The organism is Pararhizobium polonicum (assembly GCF_001687365.1).
In the GTDB taxonomy this organism is placed as follows: Bacteria; Pseudomonadota; Alphaproteobacteria; order Rhizobiales; family Rhizobiaceae; genus Pararhizobium; species Pararhizobium polonicum.
Genome location: NZ_LGLV01000004.1, coordinates 373,501 through 389,998, shown reverse-complemented (window position 1 = coordinate 389,998; position 16,498 = coordinate 373,501). Strand labels below are relative to the sequence as shown.

Genomic DNA, 16,498 nt, shown 5'->3' with positions numbered 1-16,498 from the left:
TGACCTTTCCTACCGCGTGCCAACGATGACGGTCGCGGTCGAGCGAAGCCGGACCTGGCCGTCCTGCATGGACTGTCGCGCCAAGGCCAGAACCTCGGCGCGGATGTGTGCTCGTGCCGTGCTGTCGGCCTTCGCAAGCCCTGCGACCACGGGGGCTGCGATATCGGTCATGAAGTCCCAGTATCGCTCGGGCGATTGGTGGATCATGACGGATGACACCTCCTCCTCGCTGATCTCCGTCAGCCCGGCGTCTTCGAAGGCGGCGCGCATCAATCCGGACGGCGCGCAGCGAAAGAGCCCCGGCGATCCGGGCGGCGGCGCGGGCATTTCCCCATGACGGGCGATCGCCGACATGATCGTCGTTGCCCACGGGTTCTTGTCCGGTCCGCTCCAGACGGCCGCGCAGATCCGCGCGCCGGGCTTCGCCACCCGTGCAAATTCGCCGGCGGCAAGTGCGATATCGGGAAAGAACATGAAGCCGAAGCGGCACAAAACGCTGTCGAAGCGTGCGTCGGGGAAGGGGAGGGCTCCCGCGTCGCATGCCTTGGTTTCGAAATTCGACAGGCCGCGGCGGGCTGCATTCTCAGCCGCGACCGCCAGCATGCGCCCGGAGAGATCGGTGACGGTCACCCGTCCGTGCGGCACCAGTGCCGCTGCGGTAAGGCCGGGTTCGCCGGTGCCGGCGGCAACGTCAAGGACATGCGCGTGCTCACGCAAGCGCGCCCGCTGCAACATTGCATCACCAAACGGAGCCAGCCAGCCGAGAACCAGCTCGTCCCATTTCTGCCAGCCGGTGGAAAAACGGTCCCACGTGTCGCGCTGCTGATCGCGGATCTCATCGAAGTTTCCAGGCATGCCCGTTGTCCTTCCATGAAAGGCCTCCCCGGCCGGCGAGGCCGCACCATTATGGACCGTCTGGAGCGGGGTGCAATCAAATACGAGGGGGCGTCCGGTGTAGCCCCTATCGCTTTAAGCCGCGTCGCGCGCCTTGAGCCAAAGGCCGAATTCCTGAACGACGGCAACTACCTTGTCCAGCCGGCGTCCGTCGCCGGTCAGGGCATATTCGACCTTGACGGGCACGGTTGGATACACCGTTCTCGTCACGAGATTGGCTTCCTCCAGCGCGCGAAGATCGAGCGTCAGCATTCGCTGCGAGATGCCGGGCATCAGGCGGCGCAGTTCGTTGAAGCGTTTGGGGCCATCGACAAGATAGGAAACGATCAGCAGGCGCCAGCGTCCGCCAAGCAGATGCATGGCCTCTTCGACGGAGCAGCCTGTCACTGTCTTTTTCATTCCGGGGTCTTTTTCATTCCGTGTGCCTCATGGAGAGGGGGTATAATTTATGTACCTAGATGTCAAACTTTTGCGTTCTTACGTTTTTATACCGCCTCGACTACATGCGGTGGACGCCGGCTTTCGCGCTGAAGGACGGTCCTGAAATCCACCATGGAGACCGCAGATGAAACTCTATTATATGCCGGCAGCCTGCTCGCTTTCCCCCCACATCGTCATCAACGAACTCGGCCTTGATGTCGAATTGGTGGAGGTCGATCACAGCAAGCACACGACGGAGGCCGGAGAGAGTTACACGGGTGTCAATCCGCACGGCTATGTTCCGGCCCTCGAGCTGGACGACGGAAGCATATTGCGTGAGGGGCCGGTCATTGTGCAATACTTGGCGGACCGGAGGCCGGAGCTGGGTCTGGCGGCTGCAAACGGTACCTTCGAGCGCTACAAGCTCCAGGAAATGCTCAGTTTCCTCTCAACCGAAATCCACAAGGGTTTCATTCCGCTTCTCTATGCGCGGCTGGCTGGACGTTACCTCGAGACCGCCAAGCCGAAACTTGAAAAACGCTATGCGTGGATCAACGCGCATCTTGGCGACAAAGAGTTTCTGATGGGAGACAGGTTCACCGTTGCCGATGCCTACCTGTTTGCTCTCACGAGCTGGGGCCAGGCGCCATGGCTAAAGTCCTATTACATGACCGACATTCATTTCGACGATTTGCTTAATCTCAAGGCCTGGTACGAACGCATGCGGGAACGCGATGCGGTCAAGACGTCCATCGCGCAAGAAGGGTTGGCATTTCACTGACCCGGACCGGGAAGCCCCGCCCGTCGAACCGGCGGGGCTATCTTCGACGCTGAAGCTGTTTGCGGACAGGGGCAATGCAAGGCATCGCCCGTCAGCGGTTCACCACCCGCGCCAGCCGGTCGAGGCCACGCATTCGTTGCGGATGAAGGCGACATCGTCGGAGGCGAGCACCGTACCGGCGCCGGTGAGCCGGCCGCGGCGCAGCGGGGTGAGGCCCGCAGAGCGCCGTGCCGTCTTTTCGCGAACATCCGGTTCGGCAAGGTCTTGCGCGTCGAAATCGGCCGTATCGATCGAGACGACGCGGATGCCGCGTCCGGCGAATTCGCGGGCAAGCCCGAGCGTGAGCAGATCGATGGCGCCTTTGATGGCACTATAAGCGTCCGCGTCCGGTGCCGCCCCCCGGTTTTCCATCGCGCTCATATTGACGATAATGCCACCGTTGTCGCCGAACTGCCGGGCGGCTTCCTGGCACATCAGGAACGTGCCGAAGACATTGACGGCAAAGGCCCGGTGCGCGCTGGCATGCGTTTCCGTTTCCGCCGGTTCGACCCGGAAGATGCCGGCATTGTTGAAGACGATATCCGGACGGCCGAAAATCTCGACGGTGGTGCGGAAGATGCGCTTGACGTCCTGCGGTCTCGAAACGTCGCCCCGGACGGCGACAGCCCGGCCGCCGCGCCGGACGATGTCGGCCGCGATGCGCGAAGCACCCTCGCCATCGGCGGCGTCGTTGATCACCACGGCCGCACCTTCGGCCGCAAGCCGGCTGGCAATGCCCGCCCCCATTCCCCTGGAGGAGCCGGAAACAATCGCGATTTTCCCGTTCAATCTGGTCATGGGCATTCTTCCCTGATTCGCCGGACCTCGTTCGTCCGATGAACCCATCATGCAACGGACAAGTGGCGGAGTGTTACAGCGATCCTCCGAGATTTATATGTGATCCTGCAAATCTCGGTACCGGCGCATTCCCTGGACGGCGATTTGGGGATAGCGTCGAACCCGTCGGAAACCGGAAAGCCCTATCGTTCCATGCACAATCCAGCAGAGAGTTACGCAGAAATTGCTTCTATCATTTCGCGGCACGTGCCGGGAACGGGAATGGTCGAAACGGCCATCGAAAACCTGTTCCTCGGGCGCCAGACCGCGCCGACCAATCCGGTCCATCTGGCCCATCGCCCGGCTTTCGCGCTGATCGCCCAGGGCGAAAAAAGCGTGACGCTCGGGCAGGATGTCTATCATTACGGGGTTGGCGATTGCGTGGTGGTGTCGCTCGATCTGCCGGTGATCTCCCGGGTCAGCGTTGCCAGTCCGCAGGAACCGCATCTGGGGCTTGGTATGGTGATCAATCCCGACCGGCTGCGCGAGGTGTTGCAGCGGATCGCCGTTCCCGCCGTCGCCGCAACGGCCGACGGCATGCGCGGTCTTGCCGTTCACAAGGCTTCGCCAGCTCTTGTGGATGCGACACTGCGCTATCTGAAGCTCCTTGATACTCCGAACGATATTGCCGGGGTAGCGCCGCTCGTCGAGCAGGAAATCCTCTATCGTCTTTTGACCGGGCCCTATGGGCCGCGCCTGATCCAGATCGCCACGGCCGACAGCCCGGGAAACCGGGTCGCCAAGGCGATCGCCTGGCTGCGGGAAAACTATATCAGGCCGCTGCGCATCGAGGACCTGGCCGAGCATGTCGGCATGAGCGTGTCGTCGCTGCACCATCATTTCAAGGCCGTCGCCGCCATGACGCCGATGCAGTATCAGAAGCAGCTGAGGCTCAACGAGGCCAGGCGCCTGATGCTGGTCGACAACATGGACGCGGGAACGGCCGGACACCGGGTCGGCTACCAGAGCCCGTCCCAGTTCGGGCTGGAATATACCCGCCTTTATGGCCAGTCGCCGCTGCGCGACATTGCCACGCTGAGGGTACAGCAGGCGGCCGAATAACGCAGCCGGCCTTGCTGTTCCAATCGGCCCGGTCTGCAAAAAAATAGCCGGCCGACCGCTGGCAAAGCCTGTCGTGCATCTTACATCTGTTCAAGATTCCCGCCCGCACTGCCGGGCGTCCCGCCTTTGACGACCATCGAAAACACGGAGTGATACCCATGCGTTACAATCAGCTTGGCAATACCGGTTTGTTCGTTTCTGAAATCTGCCTGGGAACCATGACCTTCGGCGCGGCAGGGGGCGGGATCTGGGGCGGCATCGCCGATGTCGATCAGGACGCGGCCGACCGCATCGTCGAGCGGTCGCTGGCCGCCGGCGTCAATTTCATCGACACGGCCGATGTCTATTCCTTCGGGGATTCCGAGCGGCTGCTCGGCCAGTCGCTGCACAATCTCGGCATTGCCCGCAAGGACGTGGTGATCGCCACCAAGGTCTATGGCCAGATGGGCGAGGGGCCGAACGACCGCGGCGCCTCGCGCGGGCACATCATGGATTCCGTCGAGGCCAGCCTCGACCGGCTGCAGGTGGACCATATCGATCTCTACCAGATCCACGCGACCGATACGGTCACGCCGATTGACGAGACGCTCAGGGCATTGGACGATCTCGTCTCCGGCGGGCTCGTCCGCTACGTCGGCGTCTCCAACTGGCAGGCTTGGAAGATCGCCAAGGCGCTCGGCGTGTCCGAGCGCAAGGGGTTTGCCCGCTTCGAGACGCTGCAGGCCTATTATTCGATCGCCGGGCGCGATCTGGAGCGCGAGATCGTGCCTCTGCTCAATGAGGAGAAAATGGGGCTGATGGTCTGGTCGCCGCTGGCCGGCGGACTGCTGTCGGGCAAATACGGGCCGGGAGCGCCGGGCAACGGCGAAGGCCGCCGGGCCAATTTCGATTTTCCGCCGGTCGACAAGGACCGGGCCTGGGCGTGCGTCGCCGCCATGCGCGAGGTGGCCGAAAAACACGGTGCCAGCGTCGCCGAAGTGGCGCTTGCCTTCATCCTGTCCAAGCCCTTCGTGACCAGCGTCATCATCGGCGCCAAGCGGGTGGAGCAGCTGGAGGAAAATCTGAAGGCCGTGCAACTCAGGCTGGATGCCGGCGATCTGGAAAAGCTCGATGCCGTCAGCGCGCTGCCGCCGGAATATCCGGGCTGGATGGTCGGCCGGCAAGCCGCAGGCAGACGCCCGCCGCCGTTCGAAGCGAAGGCCTGACACCAGGTAAGTACCCGTTTTGCGTGTATCGCTCGGCGGGCGACTTGCATTTGAAGCCTATTCCGCCGAAAAAGGATACTCTGTTCGCGTCTCTGTAACCTGGAAGCATCGCATTGAACGACAATCCTGCCGCCGCCGTTGACGCCATCGCGCAGATCAGCGCCGTGCCGACCATCCTCGATGTGGTCTGCAGAATGACCGGCATGCGCTTTGCGGCGGTGGCGCGGGTGACGGCGGATCGCTGGATTGCCTGCAGCGTGCGCGACGAGATCGCCTTCGGCCTGCAGCCGGGCGGTGAACTGAAGGTTGAAACGACGATCTGCAACGAGATCCGTGAACACCGCCACGCTGTCATCATCGACAATGTTGCCGAGGATCCGGTCTATGCCAGCCATCATACGCCGGCGTTCTATGGCCTGCAGAGCTATATTTCCGTGCCGATCATGCTGGCCGACGGGTCCTTTTTCGGCACGCTCTGCGCCATCGACACGGTGCCGCGAACATTGAACACGCCGGAAATCGCCGGTGCGTTCCAGCTCTTTGCCAACCTGATCGCCTTCCATCTCGATGCCCAGCAGCGGATCGACCAGGAGCGGCAGGGCAGCGAGCTGCGCGAGCAGTTCATCGCCGTGCTCGGCCACGACCTGCGCAACCCGCTGGCATCGCTCGATGCCGGAACGCGCATGCTGCAGCGCACGGTCGAGGATGAGAAGGGCAAGGTCGTGCTTGCGCTGATGCGCAGCAGCATTTCGCGCATGTCCGGGTTGATCGACAATGTGCTCGATTTCGCGCGCGGCCGGCTCGGCGGCGGCATTGCCGTGGAGCAGGCGGACCGGGTGCCGCTCAAACCGGTGATGGAGCAGGTGATCGCGGAACTGACGATGGCCAATCCGGGACGGCGGATCGAGGCGGAGCTGACCGAGGCGATGGTGCGCTGCGACGAGGGCCGCATCGGGCAGCTGCTGTCCAATCTTTTGGCCAATGCGCTGATGCATGGCGATCCCGAAGCGCCGATCCGGGTGCGCTCGTCAATCGCGGGCGGGCGCTTCGAGCTTTCGGTGACCAATGCGGGCGAGCCGATTCCGCAAGCTGTGATCAAGGACCTGTTCAAGCCCTTCGTGCGCGCCTCGGCCAAGGCAAACCTGCAGGGCCTCGGTCTCGGGCTCTACATCGCCTCGGAAATCGCCAAGGCGCACAAGGGCAGGCTGCTGGTCACCTCGACGCCGGAAGAAACCTGCTTCACCTTCCATATGCCGCAGCAATAGAACCGGCGCGGTATTCTATCCGGCCAGCTTGCCATCGATGCGGCCGGAGGGGCTGAAGAACAGCCTGAGCATGCTCTCCTGTCCCTCCATGAGCGCGATGTCGATCAGTCCCGCAGCAGTTCGTTGATACCGGTCTTCGAGCGGGTCTTCTCGTCGACGCGCTTGACGATGACGGCGCAATAGAGGTTCGGCGCGGGCAGGCCATTCGGCATGACGGCGCCCGAGCCCATCGAGCCGGCAACGACGACGGAATAGGGCGGTACTTCGCCATAGGTGACTTCGCCGGTGGCGCGGTCGACGATCTTGGTCGACTTGCCGATGAACACGCCCATGCCGAGCACGGAACCCTCACGCACGATGCAGCCTTCGACCACTTCCGAGCGGGCGCCGATGAAGCAATTGTCCTCGATGATGGTCGGGCCGGCCTGCATCGGCTCCAGTACGCCGCCGATGCCGACGCCGCCGGACAGGTGCACATGCTTGCCGATCTGGGCGCAGGAGCCGACTGTTGCCCAGGTGTCGACCATCGTGCCCTCGCCGACATAGGCGCCGAGATTGACGAAGGACGGCATCAGGATGGCATTCGGGGCGATATAGGCCGAGCGGCGCACGACAGCGTTGGGCACGGCGCGGAAGCCGGCGTCGCGGAACTGGTTTTCGCCCCAGCCTTCGAACTTGGAGGGAACCTTGTCCCACCAGGTCGACTGGCCGGGACCGCCCTTGACGACCTCCATGTCGTTCAGCCGGAAGGACAGCAGAACGGCCTTTTTCAGCCACTGGTTGACGGTCCAGGTGCCATCTTCGCCGCGCTCGGCCACGCGCACCTTGCCACCGTCGAGCAGATCGAGCGCGGTATCGACCGCATCGCGAATCTCGCCTTTGGTGTTGATGGTCACGGTATCGCGGTTGTCGAAAGCGGTGTCGATGGTCTTCGACAGGGAGGCAAGATCAGGGGCTGTCATCGGAATTCCTTAAACTTCGGCATCTATCGTAACTTGCTCTAGTGCATGATCCCGAAAAATTGAAGTGGTTTTCGGTTGCGGTCGGCGCTGGATGAAGGTGTATGTGGCGCCATGGCGGCGGGTGATTTGATCCGTAGCGCGCGATAGCATGGGAAGGAGCATCCGGCAGCGATGAATGGCTGCCGGTTTGCGGCGGGAAAGTCTGACATGGCAAGAGTGAAGAAATGGCAAGAGTGAAGAAGAAGAATTTGCGGCGCAAGGATGGGGTCTGGGACCCGCTGGTCGACAGCGAGCAGACCCGCCACCGGGCAGAGGGCGTGCCGCAGACGCCGCAATCGATGTCCCCCTCCTACAGGCTTGCCTATACGGACGACGACTTCATGGCGCGCGAGGAGCTGCGCCCGATGCGGCTGCAGCTCGAACTGCTGAAGCCGGAGATGATTCTCAGCGAACGCGGCATCAACTCGACGGTGGTGATGTTCGGTGGCGCCCGCATTCCCGAACCCGGCGGCGATGCCTGGGCGGCGAAGAACGAGATACAGCGCAAGAACCTGACGGCGGCCTCGGTCTATTACGAGGAGGCGCGGAAATTCTCCCGGCTGTGCTCGCTGCATTCGGCCCAGTCCGGCTACACGGAATATGTCGTGACCACCGGCGGCGGACCGGGCGTGATGGAAGCCGGCAATCGCGGTGCTGACGAAATCGGCGCACCCTCGATCGGGCTCAATATCGTGCTGCCGCACGAACAGGCGCCGAACCGCTACGTGACGCCGGAGCTGTCCTTCAACTTCCACTATTTTGCCATCCGCAAGATGCATTTTCTGCTGCGCGCCAAGGCCGTCGTGGTGTTTCCGGGTGGCTTCGGCACGCTGGACGAGCTGTTCGAGACGATCACGCTGATGCAGACCGGCCGCATGGCGCTGGTGCCGCTGATCCTGTTCGGCGAAAAGTTCTGGCGCACGATCATCGATTTCGAGGCGCTGGCCGAATTCGGCACGATCGCCCCGAACGATATCGACCTGCTCCAGTTCGTCGAAACGGCGGATGAAGCCTGGGAGATCATCGCGAAATTCTACGAGACGGTCGATCCGGCCGAGGTGCCGATGGCATCGGGCGCCCGGTAAGAGACGACCGGCCTGCCCGGGCGGCGGAAATTCCGCGCAACCGGCGTTGTGTCGCAGTGACAGGGCGTCGCGGCTGTGGCAATGAGCCGCCATGAAAACCCTGCGGCTTGTCCTGAGAGATAGAGTGTCGGCCGGCGCCATCGCGGTGCTGGTCGGTGCCATGCTTTTCATGCAGGGGCTTTTGGGCGGCGTCGCCCAGGGGACGATGGCAAGCGCTGCCGCCGATCCGTTCAATATCCTGTGCGTGTCGCATGATGGCAGCCTTGAACAGCGGCTGCCCGGCGATGCTCCGGGCACTGCCCATCACGATCTGTGCGCCACGCTCTGTCAGCTGGCGGCAGGCGCCACGCCCGCTTTGCCCGGCGGCTCCGCCGAAATCGCCTATGCGGCCGCAAGCGACACCGCCGAGGCTTATTTCGCCGCGAAAAGGGTTCCCCGCGCCGTTCTGCGCAGCTTCTTTGCCGAAGCCCGAGCCCCGCCATTGTTCTCCGCGTGACCGTGTAAATCAGGCCGTTCGCCCACGCGACGGCCAATATTGCATTCATCTGGAGAACCCCCATGTCCGATTTCACCATCGGACGCGCGAACGCTGCCGTTGCCGTGCGTTCCCCGTCCGACCTTTACCGCGCCGTCTGGCGCTGGCATTTCTATGCGGGCCTGCTTGTCCTGCCCTTTCTGGTCACATTGGCGATAACCGGCGCCCTCTACCTGTTCAGGGACGAGATCGACGGTCTCGTTCACGCCGATCTCAAGCGCGTGGAGATCACGGAGAATGGCGCAAAGGCCACCCCTTCGGCGATGGTCGCGGCGGCACTCGCCGCCTATCCCGGCACGGCCGTCAAATTCACCGATCCGGCATCCTCGGATACCTCCGCCGAGATCACCGTCAACACGCCGGCATCCGGCAAGCTGGCCGTCTATGTAAACCCCTATGACGGCAAGGTGCTGGGATCGCTTCCCGATCGCGGTACCATCATGTGGACCATCCGCACCCTGCACAGTCTGAAATATTTCGGTTCTTTCGCGCGCTCGCTGATCGAGATCGCGGCCGGCTGGTCGATCCTGCTGGTCGCAACCGGCATCTATCTCTGGTGGCCGCGCCGTCAGACCGGCGGTGTGCTGAGCATTCGCGGCACGCCGAAGCGGCGGGTGTTCTGGCGTGACACCCATGCCGTCAGCGGCATCTTCGTCGGTTTCTTCATCGTCTTTCTGGCGGTGACCGGCATGCCCTGGTCCGGTGTCTGGGGCGGCAAGGTCAACGAATGGGCCAATGGCAGCAATTTCGGCTATCCCGCCGGCGTGCGCACCGCCGTGCCGATGTCCGACGAGCATCTCGACCATATTGCCAAGACGTCGTGGTCGCTCGAACAGGCAAGGGTGCCGCAGTCGTCGTCGGGCGATGGCGCAGCGGCGATCGGGCTTGATGGGGCTGTTGCCGTCTTCGACCGGCTCGGCCTGCACCGCGGCTATGCCGTCAACATCCCGGCGACGGCCGATGGGGTCTATACCGGCTCCGTCTATCCGGACGATCTTGCGCAACAGCGGGTGGTGCATCTGGATCAGTACAGCGGCAAGCCGCTGATCGACATGAGCTATGCGGACTACGGTCCGCTCGGCAAGGCGTTGGAATGGGGGATCAACGTCCATCTGGGCCAGCAGTTCGGCCTCGCCAACCAGCTTGTCCTGCTGGCTGCCTGTATTGCCATCGTGCTGCTGGCGGTTTCGGCCGGTATCATGTGGTGGAAACGCCGCCCGAAAGGTTCGCTCGGCGTGCCGCCGATGCCGGTGGACAGACGGGTGTTTCGCGGCCTGATCGCGCTTCTGGCGATCGGCGGAATTCTCTTTCCGCTTGTCGGGGTTTCGCTTGCCGTGATGCTGGCGCTGGACTGGACCTATCCGCGCTTCCGGCAGGCGATCCGCTTTGCGCCACCGGCGGCAGACGTGTGAGGCAAGGACCCGTCGCCTCCCTCGATCCGAGGGAGGCGACCTGGAGGCCTTCTGAGTCCGGGCATCAGGAACTCAGCGGCCGGCCCGGTTCCAGTTCATGTCACCGGCCATGATCGAGCCGAGGGGCATGATGCGCTCGGAGATGTGGGCCAGCTTGTGCTTTTCAATCTGGCTCGCGACCTGCTCGGCATTCTTGTAGGCGCTCGGTAGCTCGGAGATGTCGGGCTTGCCGGTAAAGAACCGGATATCCAGCCCCTTCGTCTCGCGAGCCACGATCTCGGCAATATTGTTTGGGCTGAGCCCGCGAGCATCGGCCTTGAACTCTTCCATCAGCCGCCGCAGATGGGCGGTGCGGGAGAGGTTGCGCCCGGCACCATGCGGGGCGAAACCAAGAGCGTCGGCGCGGTCGGCATGGGATGCAATCAGGATCGGTTGGGCCATGTTCAGCGGGATCAGGGTCAGGCCCGTGTCATCCGGCGAGAAGCCGTTGAAAGACGGTGTCGCTCCCTTGCCGTGATAGAACAGGCCATCGCGAAGGAACACGAAATTGTGCTCGTTCCAGAACTGCCCGGTGATGGCATTGCCAAGCCGCAGTGCGATCTTGCGGTGGATCGCAAAGTGGTTCAGCTTTGTCCATTCGCGGACCAGTTGCAGCGCTTCCCAATATTGTGCACCCACATCGCTGTTGGCGTCGATCCACGAATTGTGCATCGGCACTTTGGGAGCGTGAATGGCGGTGTGCTTCTGAGCGGCGGCGAGCCCGCGCTTGTAGACCTGCGCACCGAGGCCGCGCGAGCCGTGGTGCGTGACGAGGGCGCGTCGGTGATCTGATTCGGTTTCTCCGATATAGAGAAAATGGTTGCCGTCGCCCTGCGTCATGAAATGCTGCTCGGCATGTGCCTCGAGACCTTTTAGAAAAAAGTTCTTCTCGAATTTGCCGATCAACTGCGCGAGCTCTTTATTCTTCCCCACTTCGCTGCCCGACCGTTTGCCGGGGCCGAAATGCGTCGACGCAACCGAGGCATCGAGCATGTCGGCAACCGCGTCGTTGCGCTTGAAGAAGGTTACGGCCATGGAGCAGCAGATGTCGGCCGAGTGAAAACCGGGATGAATCGCATCCTTGGCGGCGACGACACCGCCAACAGGAATGGTGCCCGGGGTGGAGCCGGATGGGCAGGCATCAGGCATGACCGCGGCCTTGCTGATGGTCGGCACACGCAGCAGTACGTCCATGTGCTGGATCACCGCATGGACGTTGATGATTTCGTCGTCGGTTTCCGGCTCGATGAATTGGCCGAACGGCAGGGTATTGGTGCGGAGCGGGGGCCGATCGGTGGCTTGCGGGGCAAACTTGCTGGTGCTCGGATGGCTCATGTCGGGTTCCTGTTCTGGCAAGAGGTCCCGATATTGCCATTACAGGCATGGTCGCGGATGATGTCCTCGTGGTTGCGATAGATGAACACAATACACCACAATACACAAAGACTGGTCAAGTTCACCTCCGGACCCTCATGCCGGTCTTGCCAGGGACTTTGAAGCCACCGGCCTGTCAGAGGGCGCATGATGGGGGAGGTCGAATGGTTCGCAAACCATAGACGGTTTCCGAGAGTCTGGAGCCCCGGCCATTGACGGTCGGGGCGTGACTTGGAGTCAGATCTTCTTGGTGAAATCGGCGGCGTCGATGAAGCCGTCGCCATTGGTATCGCGGCGTTTGAAGATCTTGGCCGCCTGTTCGTTGACTTCGGCAAGGCTGAGCGAACCGTTCTTGTCGGTATCGGCCTGCTTGAAGGCCTTGGGCCGCATGCCGGGCAGCATGGGCGGGCGTATTGCCCCGATCTTCTCCATCACCGCCGTCTTGTCTTCGCCGTTCTTTTTCCCGGCTGTGCGGATCTCCTTGCGGGCCTGGCGGAAGGCCTGGCGCTTGGCTTCGATCTCGCTGCGCGTCACCTGGCCATCGCCGTCGGTATCATAGGCCTTGAAGGCGTCGGCCGCGCCGGCCTGGAATTCGGCCAGCGATACCCTGTTGTCGCCATCCGTGTCGAAGCGCTTGATCATCTGCTCGGTGCGCTGCTCCGGCGCCGCCTTCTGCCGGGCGGCGAATGTGGGGGCCGCAAGGCCGGTCAGAGCGAGGCTGGTGGCGACGACGCCGAGAATGAGGGTGTTCTTCCGCATGTCAAAATCCTTTCAGCGATCCTTGTCCCTGAAAGGAAGATAGACGGGTCCGGCAGGATGACCAGTTAAACTTTGGTAATTTAAGTCTTTGACAGGAAAGAGGTTTTTCCGTGTCGGAACTGTGTTTGATACGCGCCGTCAACGCTCCGATACAAGCCGTGTCAGGAAGCCGGTGAGGTCTTCGGTCACGTAGTCGGCCTGCGCGTCGCCGTCGCCGGTCTTCTCCCAGGCTTCGGCAAATTCGTATTCGAAATTGCGCGGCACCAAAAGCACCGTCTTCATGCCGAGCGCCTTCGGCACCACCAGGTTGCGCGGCAGATCCTCGAACATGGCGGCGCGTCTGGTATCGACCCGGTGCAGGCTCATGAACTTGTCATAGGTGTCGCCGGCCGGTTTGGGCACATAATCGGCCGCGACGATATCGAAGATATCGTCGAAATGATCGAGGATGCCGAGCGCCCGCGCCGTCATCTCGGCATGCTTGACGCTGCCATTGGTAAAGATGAACTTACGCCCCGGCAGCGCGCGGATGGCATCGCCCAGCGCCGGATCGGCAGGCACGACGGAATAGTCGATCGCATGCGCCTTTTCGAGGAAATCGTTGGGGTCGATGCCATGATGGATCATCAGGCCCTGCAGCGTCGTGCCGTGATCGCGATAATATTCCTTCTGCAGCGTCTTGGCCGCTGCCGGATCCAGCGTCAGCAAGGCAGCGACATAGGCCGTCATGTTGCGGTCGATCTGCGAGAACAGATTGACGTGATGCGGATAGAGCGTGTTGTCGAGATCGAACACCCAATCGGTGACATGGGCGAAATCGGCTTTGGTCGGCAGGCGGTCGAGCTGGGTCATGGAGGCCTTATGCCATGGCGGATGTGGCGAGGAAATGGGCTTTGTGAGCGCCGCGCGCATTTCCACCTTGAATTGCCGAGCCGATGTGTCACGGTTCGTGCCGGAGCGGTTTGGCGCAGGGGCTGCGGGTGCCGATGTCGGATGAATTCTTCTATCTGCTGTTTCTGTGCGGCTTCTATGCCGCGTCAGTCGTCACCTACTTCGCCTTCGGTTTTGCCATAACCTGGATGAACGACCGCAATCCCGAGCGGAGGATACAGAAGGGGCGCGGCTCGGGCAAACGCCGCAACGCGGAAATCCGGCAGAGTCTGGCTTCGATGTTCAGCGCCTGCCTGCCGCTGACGATCGGCCTCTACCTCCAGCAAAAGGGCTGGGCGCCAACGCCCTGGGCCTTCAACTGGTGGACGGCCGTGCCGCTCTTCCTTCTCGTCCTGTTCCTGTACGACACCTGGTTCTATTTCATGCACCGGCTGCTGCACACGAAATGGCTCTACCCGCTGCATGCGCTTCACCACAAGAGCGTCGCGCCGACGGTCTGGAGCACCTATTCCGAGGATGTCCTCGACAATTTCCTGCTGCAGGGTTTTTCGGCGGTCATTGTCCTGGTCGTCCCGTTTCCGCCGGCCATTCTGATCGGACAGCGCGTGTTCGAACATTTCAATGGCATGTTCGGCCATTGCGGGTTCGAGTATTTCGCGTCCTCGACTGCGCGTTATCCCTCCCCGATTCTGTGCACGACATTTCACGACCAGCACCACTCCGGGTTTCGCTACAACTACGGCAATTATTTTTCCTTCTGGGACCGTGTTCTCGGCACCGTCTCGCCGGACTACGATCAGCGCGTCAAGAAGACGGAAGAGAACGCGCCGCCGCTGACATTCCGCCAGGCCGCGGCTGTGCCCGATGCTCGGGAAGATTCGGTCTGAAACGTCCTGCGGCCGCTCTGGGGCGCTGACCGAAAGAGGGGCCGGTGCACCGATCGCGCGGCCCTGACGATGAACATTGTTCCGGCGGAAACATCGGCGGCGTTGCGACCGAAAGGCGACAAATCTCTGCCGTCGCGCATACAGATGTGGATTCTGCCGTTGCGCCATGTTAGCGGGCAGGAATGGAAGCTTGGATCGCCATCACCATTACCGCCGCCTTTTTGCAGAACCTGCGTTCCGCGCTGCAAAAGCATCTGCAGGGCTCGCTCGGCACGACAGGCGCGAGCTTCGTTCGCTTCGGCTTCGGCTTTCCGCTGGCGATCGCCTATGTGCTGGGGCTTCACTCTTTCGCGGGCTATGCCTTTCCGGCGCTGAACGGCGCCTTTGCGTTCTGGGCCGTGCTCGGGGGGCTGGCGCAGATCTTTGCGACCATTCTGCTGGTCTATCTCTTCTCGCTACGCAACTTCGCCGTCGGCACCGCCTATTCGAAGACCGAGCCGGTGCAGGCGGCGATCTTCGGGCTGATCCTTCTGGGCGAGCGGCTGACGCCGGGTGCCGTCGCGGCGATCATCGTCGGCGTCATCGGCGTGATGATGATTTCCGTGGCGCGGATGCCGCTGTCCTGGCGCAACCTGATGGTGGCGTTGACCGGGCGCACGGCGCTGATCGGCATCGCCTCGGGGGCGGTGTTCGGCATTTCGGCGGTGGCCTATCGCTCGGCGTCGCTATCGCTCGACGGGCCGAATGCGGTGATGCAGGCGGCGGTGACGCTTGCCTGTGTAACGACGTTCCAGACGGTGTTCATGCTGATCTGGATGATCATCAAGGACAAAAGCGAAATCGGCCGGGTGGCGCGCGCCTGGCGGTCGTCGGCGCTTGTCGGGCTGGCCGGCGTGACGGGATCGGCCTGCTGGTTCACGGCGATGACGTTGCAGCAGGTCGCCTATGTGCGGGCGCTCGGCCAGATCGAACTGGTCTTCACCTTCATGGCCTCGATCTTCCTGTTCCGCGAGCGGATCAACCGCATGGAAACGGCAGGATGCCTGTTGATCGTGACGGGTATCCTGCTGCTGCTGATGTGGACGTAAGCGGATCGCCAGCTCTGGCGCCGGCTGTCCCTGTTGTGGCATGACAGGGGAAGACGTTTTCGGAGGAAAAGCGATGAACCAGACGGACAAGGCAAAGGCGTTCACGGAACTGCACCGCAAGGGCGATCCGCTGGTGCTCTACAACATCTGGGACGCAGGCAGCGCAAGGGCCGTGGCTGAATCCGGCGCCAGGGCGCTGGCGACCGGAAGCTGGTCTGTCGCCGCTGCCAAGGGCTATGGCGACGGTCAGGACATTCCGCTGCTGCAACTCGTCGATATCGCCCGCGCCATCGTGGCGGCGACCGATCTGCCGGTGTCGATCGATTTCGAGGGCGGTTATGCCGAAGATGCGGAAGGCGCGGCGCTGAATGCCGGGCGGCTGATCGACGTAGGCGCTGTCGGCATCAATTTCGAGGACCAGGTGGTCGGCGGCAGCGGGCTGCATACGCTCGAGGCGCAGGCGGCGCGGATCAAGGCGATCCGAGCGACGGCCGACGAGAAGGATATCCCGTTCTTCATCAACGCCCGCACCGACCTGTTCCTGAAGGTCTCCGACCCGGTGCGCCATGCGCCGCTGGTGGACGAGGCGATCGAGCGGGCAGCGGCCTATGCCGAGGCTGGCGCCAGCGGTTTCTTCGTGCCGGGCTTGTCGAATCCGGATTTGATCGCAAGGGTCTGCGAATCCGTCGCGCTGCCGGTCAACATCATGATGCGGCAGGGTGTGCCGGATGTGAAGGTGCTTGCCGGACTTGGCGTCGGGCGCGTCAGCTACGGGCCGGGGCCGTACCGGGCGATGATCGAGTGGCTGAAGGGGCAGGCGAGCGGGGTTTATCAGCGCGGTTGATGAGCTTGCGAGGGGTGCAGGCGCCTTGCTGAATTGGTTGCAGGAGCGGCGAACCTCACTCTCCCGTCATCCTCTCCTCG

Annotated in this window: 17 protein-coding genes; 10 read left to right on the top strand and 7 right to left on the bottom strand. The window is 62.6% G+C overall.

Annotated elements, in window-relative coordinates:
• Window positions 1-9 precede the first annotated feature (9 nt).
• Both ADU59_RS03560 and ADU59_RS03555 read right to left on the bottom strand, forming a co-directional pair.
• Window positions 10-855 (bottom strand): class I SAM-dependent methyltransferase, encoded by an 846-nt coding sequence (locus ADU59_RS03560; protein ID WP_068951730.1) that lies wholly within the window; start codon window positions 853-855, stop codon window positions 10-12.
• Window positions 856-969: 114 nt separating this feature from the next.
• Window positions 970-1,293: a winged helix-turn-helix transcriptional regulator gene (locus ADU59_RS03555; RefSeq protein WP_068951727.1), complete on the bottom strand. Its 324-nt coding sequence runs from the start codon at window positions 1,291-1,293 to the stop codon at window positions 970-972.
• 166 nt (window positions 1,294-1,459) lie between these two features.
• On the opposite strand from ADU59_RS03555, the gene gstA reads away from it, so the two are divergent.
• The gene (gene gstA / locus ADU59_RS03550) at window positions 1,460-2,095 is read left to right on the top strand and encodes a glutathione transferase GstA (protein WP_068951725.1); all 636 of its coding nucleotides are present in this window, start codon (window positions 1,460-1,462) and stop codon (window positions 2,093-2,095) included.
• Window positions 2,096-2,194: 99 nt separating this feature from the next.
• Here gstA and ADU59_RS03545 read toward each other — a convergent pair whose 3' ends face one another.
• Window positions 2,195-2,932, bottom strand: coding sequence for an SDR family NAD(P)-dependent oxidoreductase (locus tag ADU59_RS03545; RefSeq protein ID WP_068951723.1), 738 nt, complete (start codon window positions 2,930-2,932; stop codon window positions 2,195-2,197).
• Between the two features lie 192 nt (window positions 2,933-3,124).
• Between ADU59_RS03545 and ADU59_RS03540 the strand changes: the two genes are divergently transcribed.
• From ADU59_RS03540 to ADU59_RS03530, 3 genes are all read left to right on the top strand, one after another.
• Complete coding sequence (locus tag ADU59_RS03540; protein WP_068951721.1) at window positions 3,125-4,033, top strand: AraC family transcriptional regulator; 909 nt, start codon at window positions 3,125-3,127, stop codon at window positions 4,031-4,033.
• 158 nt (window positions 4,034-4,191) lie between these two features.
• A complete protein-coding gene (locus tag ADU59_RS03535; protein WP_068951719.1) occupies window positions 4,192-5,238 on the top strand; it encodes an aldo/keto reductase in 1,047 nt (348 codons plus the stop codon).
• A 113-nt stretch (window positions 5,239-5,351) separates the two neighbouring features.
• Window positions 5,352-6,503, top strand: a complete 1,152-nt coding sequence (locus ADU59_RS03530; RefSeq protein WP_068951717.1) for a GAF domain-containing sensor histidine kinase — start codon at window positions 5,352-5,354, stop codon at window positions 6,501-6,503.
• Between the two features lie 104 nt (window positions 6,504-6,607).
• Here ADU59_RS03530 and dapD read toward each other — a convergent pair whose 3' ends face one another.
• Window positions 6,608-7,465 carry a 2,3,4,5-tetrahydropyridine-2,6-dicarboxylate N-succinyltransferase gene (gene dapD, locus ADU59_RS03525; protein WP_068951715.1) on the bottom strand — a complete coding sequence of 286 codons (858 nt, stop codon included), beginning with the start codon at window positions 7,463-7,465 and terminating at the stop codon, window positions 6,608-6,610.
• Between the two features lie 224 nt (window positions 7,466-7,689).
• On the opposite strand from dapD, the gene ADU59_RS03520 reads away from it, so the two are divergent.
• From ADU59_RS03520 to ADU59_RS03510, 3 genes are all read left to right on the top strand, one after another.
• Complete coding sequence (locus tag ADU59_RS03520; protein ID WP_068951713.1) at window positions 7,690-8,589, top strand: LOG family protein; 900 nt, start codon at window positions 7,690-7,692, stop codon at window positions 8,587-8,589.
• Window positions 8,590-8,680: 91 nt separating this feature from the next.
• Entirely contained in the window at window positions 8,681-9,085 is a 405-nt protein-coding gene (locus ADU59_RS03515) for a DUF2946 family protein (protein WP_068951710.1), read from the top strand.
• 62 nt (window positions 9,086-9,147) lie between these two features.
• Entirely contained in the window at window positions 9,148-10,536 is a 1,389-nt protein-coding gene (locus tag ADU59_RS03510) for a PepSY-associated TM helix domain-containing protein (protein WP_068951708.1), read from the top strand.
• Between the two features lie 72 nt (window positions 10,537-10,608).
• On the opposite strand, the gene ADU59_RS03505 is transcribed toward ADU59_RS03510, so the two are convergent.
• From ADU59_RS03505 to ADU59_RS03495, 3 genes are all read right to left on the bottom strand, one after another.
• Entirely contained in the window at window positions 10,609-11,910 is a 1,302-nt protein-coding gene (locus ADU59_RS03505; protein WP_068951706.1) for an RtcB family protein, read from the bottom strand.
• Between the two features lie 276 nt (window positions 11,911-12,186).
• Window positions 12,187-12,708 carry an EF-hand domain-containing protein gene (locus ADU59_RS03500; protein ID WP_068951704.1) on the bottom strand — a complete coding sequence of 174 codons (522 nt, stop codon included), beginning with the start codon at window positions 12,706-12,708 and terminating at the stop codon, window positions 12,187-12,189.
• A 138-nt stretch (window positions 12,709-12,846) separates the two neighbouring features.
• Window positions 12,847-13,560 carry a pyrimidine 5'-nucleotidase gene (locus ADU59_RS03495; protein ID WP_099050753.1) on the bottom strand — a complete coding sequence of 238 codons (714 nt, stop codon included), beginning with the start codon at window positions 13,558-13,560 and terminating at the stop codon, window positions 12,847-12,849.
• Between the two features lie 134 nt (window positions 13,561-13,694).
• On the opposite strand from ADU59_RS03495, the gene ADU59_RS03490 reads away from it, so the two are divergent.
• The 3 genes from ADU59_RS03490 to ADU59_RS03480 all read left to right on the top strand — a co-directional run bounded on the left by ADU59_RS03490 (window position 13,695) and on the right by ADU59_RS03480 (window position 16,418).
• A complete protein-coding gene (locus tag ADU59_RS03490) occupies window positions 13,695-14,486 on the top strand; it encodes a sterol desaturase family protein (RefSeq protein ID WP_068951700.1) in 792 nt (263 codons plus the stop codon).
• Window positions 14,487-14,668: 182 nt separating this feature from the next.
• Window positions 14,669-15,574 carry a DMT family transporter gene (locus ADU59_RS03485; RefSeq protein WP_068951698.1) on the top strand — a complete coding sequence of 302 codons (906 nt, stop codon included), beginning with the start codon at window positions 14,669-14,671 and terminating at the stop codon, window positions 15,572-15,574.
• Between the two features lie 73 nt (window positions 15,575-15,647).
• Window positions 15,648-16,418: an isocitrate lyase/PEP mutase family protein gene (locus ADU59_RS03480; RefSeq protein ID WP_068951696.1), complete on the top strand. Its 771-nt coding sequence runs from the start codon at window positions 15,648-15,650 to the stop codon at window positions 16,416-16,418.
• Window positions 16,419-16,498 lie beyond the last annotated feature (80 nt).